Origin of the sequence: Rhodococcus sp. SGAir0479, from assembly GCF_005484805.1 — a bacterium.
Taxonomy (GTDB): Bacteria; Actinomycetota; Actinomycetes; order Mycobacteriales; family Mycobacteriaceae; genus Prescottella.
Map to the genome: position 1 here is coordinate 647,359 of NZ_CP039432.1, position 14,923 is coordinate 662,281.

The following is a 14,923-nucleotide window of genomic DNA, read 5'->3' on the forward strand; positions in this document are numbered from 1 at the left end:
CCCTCGTGTGAAGGATCCCGATGAGTTCGGATGCCGCGTCGACGATCGATCCCGTGCAACTGGCACTGCAACTCCCGAGGATGGCCACCGAACTTCCCAGCCTGGCCCGCGGTGCGCTGGGAATGACGCGCAGGCCCGCGGATCGGGCCTCGATCGGCCGGGTGTTCCAGGATCGGGCGCGTCGCCAACCGCACCACCCGTTCATTCGGTTCGAGGGCGGCACCGTCACCTACGGTCAGGCGAACGCCGAGGTCAACCGCTATGCCGACGTGTTGACGCAACTCGGCGTCCGCCGCGGTGACGTGGTCGGGATCCTCATGAAGAATCGCCCGGAGACCTTGCTGGTCACCCTCGCCGCGGTCAAGCTCGGTGCGGTGGCGGGGATGCTCAACCACCACCAGCGCGGCGACGTTCTCGCACACAGTCTCTCGCTGTTGGACAGCCGGGTCCTGGTCGTGGGGGAGGAGTGCGACGAGGCCGTCGCCTCCCTCGACGGCGCGCCGCACGCCGAGACGGTGCTGTCGGACGGCGAACTGCAGCGCCGGGCCGAGCACGCCGACGACTCGAATCCCGCGGTGTGCGAGCGCGTGCAGGGCAAGGACCGCGCCTTCTACATCTTCACGTCCGGGACGACCGGACTGCCCAAGGCGAGCCTGATGAGTCACTACCGTTGGCTCAAGAGCATGTCCGGGATCGGCGCGATGGGAGTCCGGTTGCGCCGCAGCGACACCCTGTACTGCGCGCTGCCGCTCTACCACAACAACGCCCTCACGGTGTCGCTGTCGTCGGTGCTGTCGTCGGGCGCCACATTCGCGATCGGGCGCAGTTTCTCCGCCTCCCGCTTCTGGGACGACGCGAAGGTCAACGGGGCCACCGCCTTCGTCTACATCGGCGAGGTGTGCCGATACCTGCTCAACCAGCCGCCCAGGGCCTCCGACCGCGACAACGACATCCGACTGGTCGTCGGCAACGGGCTGCGCCCCGAGATCTGGTCCGAGTTCACCGAACGCTTCGGCATCGACCGCGTCGCCGAGTTCTACGGTGCGAGCGAGTGCAACATCGCGTTCGTCAACGCCCTCGGTGTCGAGCGCACCGCCGGGCTGTGCCCGCTGCCGTTCGCGGTCGTCGAATTCGATCCCGACACCGGCCGCGCCCGCCGGGACGGGCGCGGACGCCTGCGGCGGGTGGGTACCGGCGAGGTGGGACTCCTGTTGTCGAAGGTCACCGATCGGTCGCCCTTCGACGGCTACACCGACGCGGATGCGAGCGAAAGCAAGCTCGTGCGAGGCGGTTTCAAGGACGGCGACTGCTGGTTCGACACCGGCGACCTGGTCCGTAGCCAGGGGTTCCTGCACGTCGCCTTCGTGGACCGGCTCGGCGACACGTTTCGGTGGAAGGGCGAGAACGTCGCCACCACCGAGGTCGAGGGCGCGCTCGGCGCGCACCCGGCGATCGAGCAGTCGGTCGTGTACGGAGTCGCCGTGCCGGGGGCGGACGGCAAGGCCGGCATGGCCGCGGTGACCCTGCGGGACGGACACGACTTCGACGGCCGCGAGCTGGCGGCCGCGCTGTACGACCGGCTGCCCGGGTACGCGATCCCGCTGTTCCTGCGGATCGTCGATTCACTCGAGACCACGTCGACGTTCAAGAGCCGGAAGGTGGAGATGCGCGAGGAAGGCTTCGCGTCCACCGTCGATCGGCTGTACGTGCTGTCGGGGCGGAGCGAGGGCTACGTACCGGCCTACGACGGCTATGCCGCGGCCGTCGTCGAGGGGACCGCGCCCGGAGCGTAGTGCGGCTCCTGGCGTGCGACGATGGGGTCATGGCAACCCGCCCCGCCTCCGACGACACGTCGGCCCCCGGTCACGTCCTGCCCACGCTGTGCGGCCGCCCGGTGGCAACCGACCGTGCCCTCGTGATGGCGATCGTCAACCGCACGCCGGACTCCTTCTACGACCGCGGTGCCACGTTCTCCGACGAGGCCGCGATGGCGGCGGTCGATCGTGCGGTCACCGAGGGGGCCGACATCGTCGACATCGGGGGTGTGAAGGCGGGGCCCGGCGCGGTCGTGGACGCGGCGGAGGAGATCCGCCGTGTGGTGCCCTTCGTCGAGGCCATCCGGTCGCGGTACCCGGACGTGATCGTCAGCGTCGACACGTGGCGCAGCGAGGTGGCACGGTTGGCGTGCGCGGAGGGCGCCGACCTGATCAACGACACGTGGGCGGGCGCCGACCCACGCCTGGTCGAGGTGGCCGCCGAACTGGGGGCGGGAATCGTGTGCTCGCACACCGGCGGCGCCGTGCCGCGCACCCGTCCGCACCGTGTCCGTTACCCCGACGTGGTGGCCGACGTCGTCGACGAGGTGGTCGCTGCGGCCGAGCGCGCGGTCGCGCTCGGGGTGCGGGCGGACTCGATCCTGGTCGACCCGACCCACGATTTCGGGAAGAACACCTTCCACGGGCTCGAATTGTTACGGCGCGTGGAAGATCTCGTCAACACCGGATGGCCTGTGCTGATGGCGCTCAGCAACAAGGACTTCGTCGGGGAGACTCTGGGTGTGGAACTTGCCGAGAGGCTGGAGGGCACCCTGGCGGCGACCGCGCTCGCGGCCGCCGGGGGTGCGCGTGTGTTCCGCGTCCACGAGGTTGCCTCGACCCGGAGGGTGGTCGACATGGTCGCCGCGATCATGGGTACCCGGCAGCCCGTCCGCACCGTACGGGGGTTGGCATGAGCATCACCGAAGCGTCCCGCACCTGGACCGACGCGAACAGCTGGGACCAGCCGTGCTGGAGCATCGCCGAACTCGAGCGCGCCAAGGCCGGCCGCACCGTCTCGGTGGTGTTGCCGGCGCTGAACGAGGAGAAGACCGTCGCCGGTGTCGTCGACACGATCCATCCGCTGCTCGGCGGGCTGGTCGACGAACTGGTCGTCCTCGACTCCGGGTCGTGCGACGCGACCGCCGAACGGGCGGCGGCCGCCGGCGCGAAGGTCGTCAGCCGGGAGGCGGCGGTGCCGGGGCTGGACCCGGTGCCGGGCAAGGGGGAGGTGCTGTGGCGTTCGGTCGCCGCGACCAGCGGTGACCTCATCGCGTTCGTCGACTCCGACCTCGTCGACCCCGATCCCGCGTTCGTCCCGAAGCTGCTGGGCCCACTGCTGACGGTCGTCGGCATCCACCTGGTCAAGGGGTACTACCGGCGCCCGCTGCGGGTCAGCGGGACGGAGGACGCCAACGGCGGTGGGCGCGTGACCGAGCTCGTGGCGCGGCCGCTGCTCGCGGCATTGCGTCCCGAACTGACGTGCGTGCTGCAGCCGCTGGGTGGCGAGTACGCCGGCACCCGGGAACTGCTCTCGTCGGTGCCGTTCGCACCGGGGTACGGCGTCGAGATCGGGCTGCTGCTCGACACCTACGACCGTCTCGGCCTGGGCGCGATCGGCCAGGTCAATCTGGGTGTGCGCAAGCACCGCAACCGCCCGCTCTCCGATCTGGGGGTGATGAGCCGGCAGATCATCGGCACGATGCTGCGCCGGTGCGGGGTGGACGACGGCGGGGGCGGGCTGACGCAGTTCGTCGCCGACGGGGACTCGTTCGTTCCCGTGCGCACCGACGTCTCGCTCGCGGACCGGCCGCCCATGAACACGCTCCGCCCGTGACCCCACCCACGGGGTAGCTGTCGGTGGTTCGTGACAGGATCAGGGCATGCTGACGGTCCTGCTGTACCTGCTGATCATGGTGCTGGTCGGTGGTCTGCTCTACCTCGCTGCGAGCGCGGTCTTCGGGCGCTCCGAGGAACTGCCGCCGCTGCCGGCCGGAACCACCGCGACGGTACTGCCGGCCGACGACGTCACCGGTGCCGATGTGCAGTCGCTGCGGTTCCAGCAGACGCTGCGCGGCTACAAGACCAGTGAGGTGGACTGGGCGTTGGACCGGTTGGGTCGCGAGATCGATTCTCTGCGAGCGCAACTGGCGGAACACGCGGACCGGGGAGCGGTCGACGGTCCGGCCGAGCCCGGCGGTTCCACCGGCCCCGCGGTGGACCGATGAGCGCGGCTGGCGGCGAGGAGGATTCGATGCAGGCCGAGCGTGTCCGGTGCCCGTGGGCGGTCGACACCGACGGCTCCCGGCTCTACAGCGACTACCACGACTTCGAGTGGGGGCAGCCGGTGCACGGCCGCGACGAACTGTTCGAGCGGCTCGCGCTCGAGGCCTTCCAGTCGGGGCTGTCGTGGATCACGATCCTGCGCAAGCGCGACGCGTTCCGGGCGGCGTTCGCGCATTTCGACCCCGAGGTGGTCGCCGCGTTCACCGATGCGGATGTCGAGCGACTGCTGGGTGATGCCGGCATCGTCCGCAATCGCGCCAAGATCGAAGCGGTGGTCTCCAACGCGCGGGCGGTACTCGACCTGTCCGGCACGGATCTGGACACGCTCCTGTGGTCGTTCGCCCCGCCGCGGCGCGCGCGGCGGTGGGAGCGAGTCGCGAATGTGCCCGCCATCACGCCGGAGTCCACGGCGATGGCCGCCGAGTTGAAGCGTCGCGGGTTCCGTTTCGTGGGCCCTACCACCGCTTATGCGCTCATGCAGGCCACGGGAATGGTAGACGATCATCTCCTGTCGTGCTGGGTGGAACCGGCGCGCTGACGCCCGCCCGGGCGTACGGTTTTCCCGCCCTAGCTACCCGGCAACCCGCTCGATAGGGAAGAATGGATCACAGAGCCTCGCTAAGTGCTGGCGGGGCACGCACGGTAAGCCGAGGCGCTCGTGAAATCCGGCGCAGATGTGGAGGGAGCAGAGGATGGCGGCCATGAAGCCCCGGACCGGGGACGGTCCCCTCGAGGCAACCAAAGAGGGACGAGGGATCGTCATGAGGGTTCCACTCGAGGGCGGTGGACGTCTGGTCGTCGAACTCACCCCCGAGGAAGCAGCGGCGCTGGGGGAAGAGCTCAAGGGCGTCACCAGCTGACAGGGTTTCACCCTCCGCAGCGTTTCCGGCCGGGTCGAACTGTCGACCCGGCCGTAGCCTGTGGGAACGAATCGCACGACTTCCGGAAAGGGCACGGCTTCACAGGTGCTTGCCGACGTGTGTTCGTTGCTCGCGTGCCCGCAGTGCGGTGACGAACTCGATCTTCTGGGCCGCGCCCTCGTCTGCGCTCGCGGCCACAGCTTCGACATCGCCCGCCAGGGTTACGTGACGCTGCTGACCGGTGCCGCCACCAAGTTCAGCGGCGACAGTCCCGAGATGATCGCCGCGCGCGAGGAGTTCCTCGGCGCAGGGCGTTTCGACCCCCTCATGGCCGCGGTGGCCGACGCCGTCGTGCAGACCGCCGACGGTGGCGACGCGCCCCGCATTCTCGAGATCGGCGCGGGCACGGGTCATTACCTCGCGCGCGTCCTCGACGCGCTGCCGACCGCGCAGGGCATCGGTCTCGACGTCTCGAAGCCCGCGGCCCGCCGCCTCGCCCGCGCCCACCCGCGGGTCGCGGCCGTGGTGGCCGACGTGTGGCGACAGCTGCCGGTGCGCGACCACGTGCTGACACACGTGCTGTCGATCTTCGCGCCCCGCAATGCCGCCGAGATCGATCGGGTGCTCGCCGAGCAGGGCACGCTGGTGGTGCTGACGCCCACGGACCGGCATCTGCACGAACTCGTCGATCTCCTGGGAATGGTCCGCGTCGACGACCGCAAGGTCGAGCGACTGGGCGAGACGGTCGCCGGCCGCTTCGAACGGACGGGTCGGATCCCCGTCGAGGTCCGGATGCCCTTGTCGCACCACGACGTCCGCAACCTCGTCGGCATGGGCCCCTCGGCCCGGCATCTTCCGGCGGGCCGGCTCGACGACACCGTCGCCGAGCTGCCGGAGCCGTTCTCGGTCACCGCCTCGGTCGTGATCTCGACCTACCGCCGCGCCAGCACCTCACCGTAGACGGCGAGCGTCTGCTCGGCGATGTGTGTCCACGCGAACTCCGAGACCGCCCGGCGGCGTCCCGCCCGGCCCATCGTCGTCGCGAGCTGCGGGTCCGTGGCGACGGCGTTGACCGCTTCGGCGAGAGCGAATTCGAAGGCCTCGGGTTCGTACGAGTTGTAGTGCACCAGGCGGCCGGTGACCCCGTCGTGAACCACCTCGGGGATGCCGCCGACGTCGGAGGCGACGACGGCCGTCTCACACGCCATCGCCTCCAGATTGACGATCCCCAGTGGTTCGTACACCGACGGACACACGAATACGGTTGCGGCGGAAAGGATTTCGCGGACCTGGTCGGTGGGGAGCATTTCCCGGATCCAGAAGACGTCGCGGCGTCGGGCCGACAACCGCGCCACCGCAGCCTCCGTCTCGGCCGCGAGTTCCGCGGTGTCGGGTGCGCCGGCGCAGAGCACGAGCTGGATCGACGGATCGAAGTCGTGGGCGGCCGCGACCAGGTGCCCCAGCCCCTTCTGGCGGGTGATCCTGCCGACGAAGACCACGAGCGGTCGGCCCGGGTCGATGCCGTACGTCGCCAGGGCCGACCGGGTGCCGGGTGCGGCGGCACCGGGGTGCCACACCGCCGAATCGATCCCGTTGTGCACCACGTGGACCCGGTCCGGGTCGATGGCCGGGTACGCGTCGAGGACGTCGGCGCGCATTCCGGCGCTGACCGCGATCACCGCGTCGGCGTGCTCCATCGCGTTGCGCTCGGACCACGAGGACACGCGGTAGCCGCCCCCGAGCTGCTCGGCCTTCCACGGCCGGCGCGGCTCGAGCGAGTGCGCAGTGACGATGTGCGGGATGTCGTGCAGCTCGGCGGCCACGTGACCGGCGAGCCCGGTGTACCAGGTGTGCGAGTGCGCGACGTCGGCCGCGGCGGCGGCGGCCGCCATCCGCAGCTCCGCCGACAGCGTCCGCAGGGCGGGATTGGTGTCGGCCAGCGCGGGGTCGGGCTCGTGGACGAAGACGCCCTCCCGGGGTACTCCCATGCAGTGGACGTCGACGTCGCACAGGCGGCGCAGATGGGCGACCAGTTCCGTCACGTGCACGCCCGCGCCGCCGTAGATCTCGGGGGGATACTCCTTCGTCATCATCGCGACCCGCACCGGCTAAACGTAACCGCCGGAACCCGTTCCCGGCCAGCGGCGCCGGGCGTGTTCCCTGCAACGCTGGCGGCGGCCCGGCCCCGCCGGATAGGTTGACTGGTGTGAGGAGTCAGCCCCATGTGCTCGGGATCGTGCTCGCCGGCGGCGAGGGCAAGCGCCTGTACCCGCTCACGGCTGACCGCGCCAAGCCGGCCGTGCCGTTCGGTGGGGCCTACCGGCTCATCGACTTCGTGTTGAGCAACCTGGTCAACGCCGGGTACCTGCGGATCTGCGTGCTCACCCAGTACAAGTCGCACTCGCTCGACCGGCACATCTCGCAGACGTGGCGGTTGTCCGGGTTCGCCGGCGAGTACATCACCCCGGTGCCGGCGCAGCAGCGCCTCGGCCCGCGCTGGTACACCGGCAGCGCCGATGCGATCTTCCAGTCGCTCAACCTGGTCTACGACGAGGACCCCGAGTACATCGTCGTCTTCGGCGCCGATCACGTGTACCGCATGGACCCGGAGCAGATGGTGCAGCACCACATCGAATCCGGTGCCGGGGTCACGGTCGCCGGCATCCGGGTGCCGCGCAGCGAGGCGTTCGCGTTCGGGTGCATCGACAGCGACGAGTCCGGCCGGATCACCCAGTTCCTGGAGAAGCCGGCGCATCCGCCCGGCACCCCCGACGACCCCAACGCCACGTTCGCGTCGATGGGGAACTACGTGTTCACCACCAAGGTCCTGGTCGACGCGATCCGCGCCGACTCGGAGAACTCCGACTCCGACCACGACATGGGCGGGGACATCATCCCGGCGCTGGTCGACGCCGGGCTCGCGTCGGTCTACGACTTCAAGAACAACGTGGTGCCCGGCGCGACGGACCGCGACCGCGGCTACTGGCGTGACGTCGGAACCATCGACGCGTTCTACGAGGCCCACATGGACCTGGTCTCGGTCCACCCGGTGTTCAACCTCTACAACCGCCGATGGCCCATCCGCGGCGGCGCCGAGAACCTGGCGCCGGCGAAATTCGTGCAGGGCGGGCTCGCGCAGGAGTCCGTCGTCGGCGCCGGCTCCATCCTCTCGGCGGCCACCGTCCGGAACTCGGTGCTCAGCTCCAACGTCATGGTCGAGGACGGCGCCACCGTGGAGGGCAGCGTGCTGATGCCCGGTGTCCGGGTGGGGAAGGGGGCCGTCGTCCGGCGCGCGATCCTCGACAAGAACGTGGTGGTCGGGGAGGGCGAGATCATCGGCGTGGACCTCGAACGCGACCGGCAGCGGTTCGCCGTCAGTACCGGCGGCGTGGTGACGATCGGGAAGGGCGTCTGGATCTGACGGGCGTCAGATCCGTGCCGCGCACAGCAGGCCGTCGCCGACCGGGAACAGCACCCGGGTGAGCCGCTCGTCCTCGGCGAGCGCCCGCGCCGCCTCGCGGACCGCGACCGTCGCGGCGTCGCGCTGACCGGGATCGACCACCCGTCCCCCCAGCAGCGCGTTGTGCAGCACGATGACGCCGCCGGGACGCAGCAGGCGGACGCCCTCCCGCACGAAGTGCGGATGGTCGGCCGGCGAGTTGTCGACGAACACCAGGTCGTAGGCCGAGTCGGCGAGCCGCGGCAGCACGTCGAGCGCGCGCCCGTTGATCAGCCGGGTGCGCGACGGCGCGATCCCCGCCAGGCGGAACGACTGCTTGGCCGCCCGCTGGTGCTCGGGCTCGCTGTCGATCGTGGTGAGGACACCGTCCTCGCGCATTCCACGCAGCAGCCAGAGGCCGCTCACTCCCGCGCCGTTCCCGACCTCCACCACGGTCTTCGCGTCGAGCATCTTCGCGAACAGGGCGAGGGCGGCGCCGACGGGCGGCGGTACCGGGGCGGCGCCGAGTTCCGTCGCGCGGTCGCGTGCGGAGGTCAGCATCTCGTCCTCGAGGATCGTGTCCTCGGTGTGAGTGAGAATCCGTTCGGCGTTGGTGTACACGCATAAGAGGCTAGCCGTGCCGGGTCGTCGAGTTGTCAAGGCTCGCTCGCGCCGAGATTCTCAGGCCCCGCTCAGCTTGCTCATATTTCCCACATAGCGGGGTACGGGAAGGTGTATCCATCGCCGGACGACTAGACCGCACGGCGGGAAGATCACGAAGACCGATTCCTACGGACGGTGGTCGGGAACAATTCCGGGCTCTCCGGAGTTGTACCCCCACAATCCGAAGTCCTCGTGATCCGCGGTCCTGAGTAGGAGGATCCACCCATCCACATGATCAATGCCGAACGCACACTCCCCGACGACACCGCCGACGCAACCACGGCGGGCACAGTTTCCGGCGTGTCCGCGGACGGCATCGACCACGCTGCGCCCGAACCGACCGGCACGGCCGCGTTCGACGCCACGGGTGACAAGTCGGCGATGCCGTCGTGGGAGGAGCTGGTGCGCGAGCACGGCGACCGCGTGTACCGGCTCGCCTACCGTCTCTCCGGCAACGCCCAGGACGCCGAGGACCTGACCCAGGACACCTTCATCCGCGTGTTCCGGTCGCTGCAGAACTACCAGCCCGGCACGTTCGAGGGCTGGCTGCACCGCATCACCACCAACCTGTTCCTCGACATGGTCCGCCGCCGGAACCGCATCCGCATGGAGGCGCTGCCCGAGGACTACGACCGCGTCCCGTCGGACTCGCCCAACCCCGAGCAGATCTACCACGACGCCCGGCTCGCGCCGGACCTGCAGTCGGCGCTGGACTCGCTGGCACCGGAGTTCCGTGCCGCCGTCGTCCTGTGTGACATCGAGGGCCTCTCGTACGAGGAGATCGGTGCCACACTGGGAGTGAAGCTGGGTACTGTGCGCAGCAGGATCCACCGCGGACGGCAGGCGCTGCGCGAGCATCTCGCGGCGAGTGGCAAGGTGGACTCGGAACGGATCGGCATCGGGTATTGATTCAGGAGGGTGCGATGACGCAGGCGCGCGGACCTCGTCGGTTCGGTTCCACCGAACATCTGGCGAGCGAGGCGATCGCCGCCTACGTCGACGGCGAACTCCGCATGAACGCCTACCTGCGGGCCTCCCAGCACCTGTCGCTGTGCCCCGAGTGCGCAGCCGAGGTGGACGCCCAGCAGCAGGCGCGGATCGCGTTGCGGCGGGCGGCGTCCGACGTCTCGATGCCCAGTTCCCTCTTCGGGCTGCTCAGCCAGATTCCCCGCTGTCATCACCCCGAGCCGGAACCGCGTCCCACGCGGGACACCGCGCCCGGCATCATCTCGTTCGATCCCGACAGCGACCTCGCCCGCCGGTGGCCGTTCCGCCGTCGACGGTGACGTGCCGTCGGGTCGCTGCGGGACGCATCGGTGATACTGGCAGGCGTGACTGACGCACACGAGGGGGACCAGCACGCGTGACGGCGGATTCGAGAACCCCCGGGGCCGCGGGCGACGACGCCGCCGACCGGAGCGCGCACACCGGTGCCGACTCCACGGACCGGCCGCGTCTGGCGCCGCGACCGGTGTACCGTCCGCACGTCGACCCGGCCGCGGAACGAGCGTTCGGCCGTCCGGCGGACGTCGACGCGTCGTTCGGCCCCCGCACTCCCGCCCCGCACCGGCCCGCCGTCCACGTCGGTCGTCCCGACGCCGTGCTGGCGGAGGCCTTCGGCCGGCCGCCGGGCGAGCAGGAGTCGTTGCAGCGTGGTCCCGAGGCCGACCCCGTGCTCGGGGAGGACGCCGCGGCCGCGGATCCGTGGCGGGACCCCGCCGCGCCGGTGCGTCTCGGCGCTCCCGCGCAGCCGCCGACCGCCGAGAACCGGGACCCGGAGGCGCCCAAGCTGACGCTGCGCGACGTGCTCTTCGGTGAGCGGATCGACCGGAGGGCGCTCGCGGCGCTGGCCGCCCTCGCGCTCGCGATCGGACTGGTCGGGGGGCTCGTCGCCGTCGCCGCGACGTCCGACCGCGGCGCGCTCACCAGTGACCGCGTGACACTGTCGCAGTCCGGCGGGGACGACGACGCGCCCGTGGGCCGGATCGCCGAGGTCGCGGACGCGGTGTTGCCGGCGGTCGTGTCGATCCAGGTGGCGCACGGCGACCAGTCCGGGACCGGGTCCGGGGTCGTCGTCGACGGTGCCGGATACATCGTCACCAACAACCACGTGATCTCGATGGCGGCGACCGACCCGGCCGCGTCGACGATCCGCGTCACGTTCGCCGACGGCACCAAGGTGCCCGGCGAGATCGTCGGCCGCGACATCAAGACCGACCTGGCCGTGCTGAAGACCGAGGTGCGCAACCCCACCGTCGCCGACCTCGGCACGTCCGCGGACGTGCGGGTCGGTCAGGACGTCGTCGCCGTCGGGTCCCCGCTGGGACTCAGCAAGACCGTCACCCGCGGCATCGTCAGTGCGCTCAACCGCCCGGTCCGGCTGAGCGGCGAGGGCACCGACACGGACGCCGTCATCGACGCCGTGCAGACCGACGCCGCGATCAACCCCGGCAACTCGGGCGGTCCGCTGATCGACATGGACGGACGCGTGATCGGCATCAACTCCGCGATCCGGTCGGAGAGCGGTGGCTCGGTGGGCCTCGGGTTCGCCATCCCGATCGACGACGTGACGGCGGTGGCGCAGGAGCTGATCCGCAGCGGCGTCATGCACCACCCCGAGATCGGCGTCAACGCGCGCACCGTCGTCAACGACGCGACCAGCGGCGCCGAGGTGGCCAACGTCCAGTCCGGCAGCCCGGCCGCCGGGGCGGGGATCGTCGAGGGCGACGTGATCGTGAAGGTGGGCGACCGGACGGTGGCGAGCGCCGACGAACTGGTGGTGGCGGTCCACGACCAGAAGCCCGGCCAGCCCGTGACCGTCCAGTTGATCCGGTCCGGACGACCCGTGGACGTGCAGGTCACGCCCCAGTCCGACTGAGATCGGGCAGTGTCCGCGGGAACCCGGCCGAGGCCCCGTGCCCGCCTGCTACGTGACGTTCATGTGATATTCGGCGATCGCACGAGATATTCCGTGCATCACCACGTACCCTGAACTCGTGTTTGGCAACATCGGGTGGGGCGAATTCATGGTGCTCCTCGTGGCGGCGCTCGTGATCCTCGGACCCGAGCGTCTTCCCGGCGCGGTCAGCTGGGTCACCAAGACCATGCGACAGGTGCGCGACTACGCGAGCGGAGCCAGCCAGCAGCTCAAGGACGAGCTGGGGCCCGAGTTCGACGACCTGCGCAAGCCGCTGTCGGAACTCAACGAGCTGCGCGGGATGACACCGCGCGCGGTCATCACCAAGCACCTGCTCGACGGTGACGACTCGATCCTCACCGGGAAGTTCGACAGCAAGCCGAACACCGACACGTCGACGCCGCCCGGTCCTCCGGAATCGAAGACGCTGGCCGCCGGCGAGCGGCCGCCGGTCGACCCCGACGCCACCTGACGCACACCGAACCGACGACAACGGGCCGGGCCCGCCCTCCGATCCACGGAGAAGGCGGGCCCGGCCCTCGTCGTACGTCGGCTGTCAGAGATGCCGGACGGTGTCGATGCCGAGAGACATGCCGGCGAGCCCCCGCGAGCGCACGGACAGCTTGTCCGCGATCTCGCGCAGCGCGGTGCCGGCGGGCGAGTCGGGGGCGCCGAGCACGATCGGGAGACCCGAGTCACCGCCCTCGCGCACGGCCTGCTCGAGCGGAATCTGGCCCAGCAACGGCACGTTCGCGCCGACGGCGCGGGTGAGACGATCGGCCACGGCCTGGCCGCCACCCGAACCGAAGACCTCCATACGGGTCCCGTCGGGAAGCTCCATCCACGACATGTTCTCCACGACACCGGCAATGCGCTGACGCGTCTGGAGCGCGATCGCGCCGGCCCGCTCGGCCACCTCGGCCGCCGCCTGCTGGGGCGTGGTGACGACGAGGATCTCGGCACCCGGAATCAGCTGGGCGACCGAGATGGCGACATCTCCGGTGCCGGGCGGCAGATCGAGCAGCAGGACGTCCAGATCACCCCAGAAGACGTCGGCGAGGAACTGCTGCAGCGCCCGGTGCAGCATCGGTCCACGCCAGACGACGGGCGTGTTGCCCTGCGTGAACTGCGCGATGGAGATCAGCTTCACGTCGTGCGCCTGCGGCGGCATGATCATCCGCTCGACCTGGGTCGGCTTGGCGTCGGTGCCGAGCATGCGGGGCACCGAGTGGCCGTAGATGTCGGCGTCGAGGACACCCACCGACAGCCCCTTGGCGGCCATGGCGGCCGCGAGGTTGACGGTGACGCTGGACTTTCCGACACCGCCCTTGCCGGAGGCGACCGCGTACACACGGGTGAGCGAGCCGGGCTGTGCGAACGGGATCACCGGCTCGGCGGAGTCGCCGCGCAGGGACCGGCGGAGTTCGGTGCGCTGCTCGTCGTTCATCACGTCGAGCTCGACCCGGACGGCGCCGGCACCGTCGACGTCGGCGACCGCCTTGGTCACCCGCTGGGTGATCTCCGTGCGCAGCGGACAGCCGGCGGTGGTCAGGTAGATACCGATGTCGACACTGCCGTCGTCACCGATCTCGATGCTCTTGACCATCCCCAGTTCCGTGATGGGTTTACGGATCTCGGGGTCCTGCACGCGGGACAGTGCGGTGCGGACGGCGGTCTCGGTCAGGGCTGCCATGCCCCCATGGTAGGCGGCGCGGTACGGACCCCGGTCAGGGCGTCGGTCCCGGGGCAGCCGCCGCGTCCTGCGCCGGGGGAGGGCAGAAGACGAGGCACGGCAGTTGCGGCAGTCCGGGGACCGTCGGCAGCGGGAGCGGCGCGAGGACCGGGGCCGGAGCGGCGCCGGTCGGCGAGGTCTCGGGAGGCGCGGTGGCCGACGGCGGCGCGGGCGTGCCGGGCGAGGTCGACGGCGGCGCGGCCGCCTCGACGTCCACCTCCGAGTCCAGGGACCGCTGCGGCGGTGCGGGGACCACCGGGACCGCCGGCGCGGCGGTTCCGCCGGTGCGGTACGCCGTGGACCACGCCAGCACGTTCGCCAGGTACGACGTCGAGTTGTTGTAGCGCAGCACCGCCCGCGACTCCTGCGCGGGATCGCGCAGGTCCAGGCCGCCCGAGCACAGGTAGCGGGCCGCGGCCAGGGCGGCGTCGAAGACATTGTTCGGGTCGGCGACGCCGTCACCGTTGCCGTCCGACGCGTACCGCGCCCACGTACTGGGAATGAACTGCATCGGTCCCACCGCGCGGTCGTGGGCCGCGTCCCCGTCGAGTGCGCCGCGGTCGGTGTCGGTGATGACCTCGTTGCCCGCCAGATGCCCGTTGAGAGTGGGGCCGAGGATCGGCGTGACGGTGGTGCCGGCCGCGTCGGTCTGCCCGCCGCCGGCATGGCCGGACTCGATCTTCCCGATGCCGGCGAGCAGGTTCCACGACAGCCCGCACCCGGGTTGGGCGCCGGCGATCGCCAGCTCCGCCGATCGATAGGCGTTGAGCACGATCTCGGGGATTCCGAGCGGACCGACGATGACCGGGACGGGCACCGAGCGGGGCGCCGCTGTGCCCGGTGGCAGCGCAGTGGGATCCGGAAGCGCCGGAGCCAGTGCGGGTTTCCCGGTCCGCAGTTGCCGCTCGGGACGCGGAGCCGCGGGCACCAGCCCGACCGTCGGCATCAGCGCGGCCTGCGCGGCGGGCGCCTCCGTGGTGGTCGGGGCCCCCAGCGTGTGGGTCGCGGCGGTGTTCTCCGACTCGGCCGACGGCGAGTCGAACACGCCACCGACCGACGACGCCACGGTCACGGCTCCGGCAAGGACGAGGGCGGACACACCGACGACTCCACGAACACGCACGCTTACGACCCCTCCTTGCAGAAACCTGCATCCATGCTCTCGCAACCGATCCGAGACCTCGCCGGGTACATCTCGATCGCTGTGACACA

The 14,923-nt window shown here is 70.6% G+C and carries 16 protein-coding genes; 12 read left to right on the top strand and 4 right to left on the bottom strand.

Features of this window, described 5'->3' with window-relative positions; translation table 11 throughout:
* Positions 1 to 20: 20 nt before the first annotated feature.
* From E7742_RS03120 to E7742_RS03150, 7 genes are all read left to right on the top strand, one after another.
* Entirely contained in the window at positions 21 to 1,793 is a 1,773-nt protein-coding gene (locus E7742_RS03120) for a long-chain-acyl-CoA synthetase (protein WP_137797598.1), read from the top strand.
* Positions 1,794 to 1,822: 29 nt separating this feature from the next.
* The gene (folP, locus tag E7742_RS03125) at positions 1,823 to 2,731 is read left to right on the top strand and encodes a dihydropteroate synthase (protein WP_137797599.1); all 909 of its coding nucleotides are present in this window, start codon (positions 1,823 to 1,825) and stop codon (positions 2,729 to 2,731) included.
* Entirely contained in the window at positions 2,728 to 3,651 is a 924-nt protein-coding gene (locus E7742_RS03130) for a glucosyl-3-phosphoglycerate synthase (protein ID WP_137797600.1), read from the top strand. Before folP ends, E7742_RS03130 begins: the two co-directional genes overlap by 4 nt.
* Before the next feature lie 46 nt (positions 3,652 to 3,697).
* Positions 3,698 to 4,042 (top strand): DivIVA domain-containing protein, encoded by a 345-nt coding sequence (locus E7742_RS03135; RefSeq protein WP_137797601.1) that lies wholly within the window; start codon positions 3,698 to 3,700, stop codon positions 4,040 to 4,042.
* A gap of 26 nt (positions 4,043 to 4,068) precedes the next feature.
* Positions 4,069 to 4,638, top strand: a complete 570-nt coding sequence (locus E7742_RS03140; RefSeq protein ID WP_137801023.1) for a DNA-3-methyladenine glycosylase I — start codon at positions 4,069 to 4,071, stop codon at positions 4,636 to 4,638.
* Positions 4,639 to 4,792: 154 nt separating this feature from the next.
* On the top strand, positions 4,793 to 4,960 hold the full coding sequence (locus E7742_RS03145; protein ID WP_003936084.1) for a DUF3117 domain-containing protein: 168 nt from the start codon (positions 4,793 to 4,795) through the stop codon (positions 4,958 to 4,960).
* 105 nt (positions 4,961 to 5,065) lie between these two features.
* Positions 5,066 to 5,920 (top strand): putative RNA methyltransferase, encoded by an 855-nt coding sequence (locus E7742_RS03150; protein ID WP_137797603.1) that lies wholly within the window; start codon positions 5,066 to 5,068, stop codon positions 5,918 to 5,920.
* Here the strand turns inward: E7742_RS03150 and glgA are convergent.
* Complete coding sequence (glgA, locus tag E7742_RS03155; protein ID WP_137797604.1) at positions 5,893 to 7,065, bottom strand: glycogen synthase; 1,173 nt, start codon at positions 7,063 to 7,065, stop codon at positions 5,893 to 5,895. The two genes, E7742_RS03150 and glgA, sit on opposite strands and share 28 nt — an antisense overlap.
* 101 nt (positions 7,066 to 7,166) lie before the next feature.
* On the opposite strand from glgA, the gene glgC reads away from it, so the two are divergent.
* The gene (gene glgC, locus E7742_RS03160) at positions 7,167 to 8,381 is read left to right on the top strand and encodes a glucose-1-phosphate adenylyltransferase (protein ID WP_137797605.1); all 1,215 of its coding nucleotides are present in this window, start codon (positions 7,167 to 7,169) and stop codon (positions 8,379 to 8,381) included.
* Between the two features lie 6 nt (positions 8,382 to 8,387).
* Here the strand turns inward: glgC and E7742_RS03165 are convergent, their stop codons facing one another.
* Positions 8,388 to 9,020 carry an O-methyltransferase gene (locus E7742_RS03165; protein ID WP_137797606.1) on the bottom strand — a complete coding sequence of 211 codons (633 nt, stop codon included), beginning with the start codon at positions 9,018 to 9,020 and terminating at the stop codon, positions 8,388 to 8,390.
* 273 nt (positions 9,021 to 9,293) lie between these two features.
* Between E7742_RS03165 and sigE the strand changes: the two genes are divergently transcribed.
* The 4 genes from sigE (at position 9,294) to tatB (ending at position 12,451) form a co-directional block, all read left to right on the top strand.
* Entirely contained in the window at positions 9,294 to 9,971 is a 678-nt protein-coding gene (gene sigE / locus E7742_RS03170) for an RNA polymerase sigma factor SigE (RefSeq protein WP_137797607.1), read from the top strand.
* Between the two features lie 14 nt (positions 9,972 to 9,985).
* A complete protein-coding gene (locus E7742_RS03175) occupies positions 9,986 to 10,348 on the top strand; it encodes an RNA polymerase subunit sigma-70 (RefSeq protein WP_137797608.1) in 363 nt (120 codons plus the stop codon).
* A 77-nt stretch (positions 10,349 to 10,425) separates the two neighbouring features.
* Entirely contained in the window at positions 10,426 to 11,940 is a 1,515-nt protein-coding gene (locus E7742_RS03180) for a S1C family serine protease (RefSeq protein WP_137797609.1), read from the top strand.
* 118 nt (positions 11,941 to 12,058) lie between these two features.
* Positions 12,059 to 12,451 carry a Sec-independent protein translocase protein TatB gene (gene tatB, locus E7742_RS03185; protein ID WP_137797610.1) on the top strand — a complete coding sequence of 131 codons (393 nt, stop codon included), beginning with the start codon at positions 12,059 to 12,061 and terminating at the stop codon, positions 12,449 to 12,451.
* A gap of 84 nt (positions 12,452 to 12,535) precedes the next feature.
* Here tatB and E7742_RS03190 read toward each other — a convergent pair whose 3' ends face one another.
* Positions 12,536 to 13,672, bottom strand: a complete 1,137-nt coding sequence (locus E7742_RS03190) for an Mrp/NBP35 family ATP-binding protein (protein WP_137797611.1) — start codon at positions 13,670 to 13,672, stop codon at positions 12,536 to 12,538.
* 34 nt (positions 13,673 to 13,706) lie between these two features.
* A complete protein-coding gene (locus E7742_RS03195) occupies positions 13,707 to 14,834 on the bottom strand; it encodes a lytic transglycosylase domain-containing protein (protein WP_137797612.1) in 1,128 nt (375 codons plus the stop codon).
* Positions 14,835 to 14,923 lie beyond the last annotated feature (89 nt).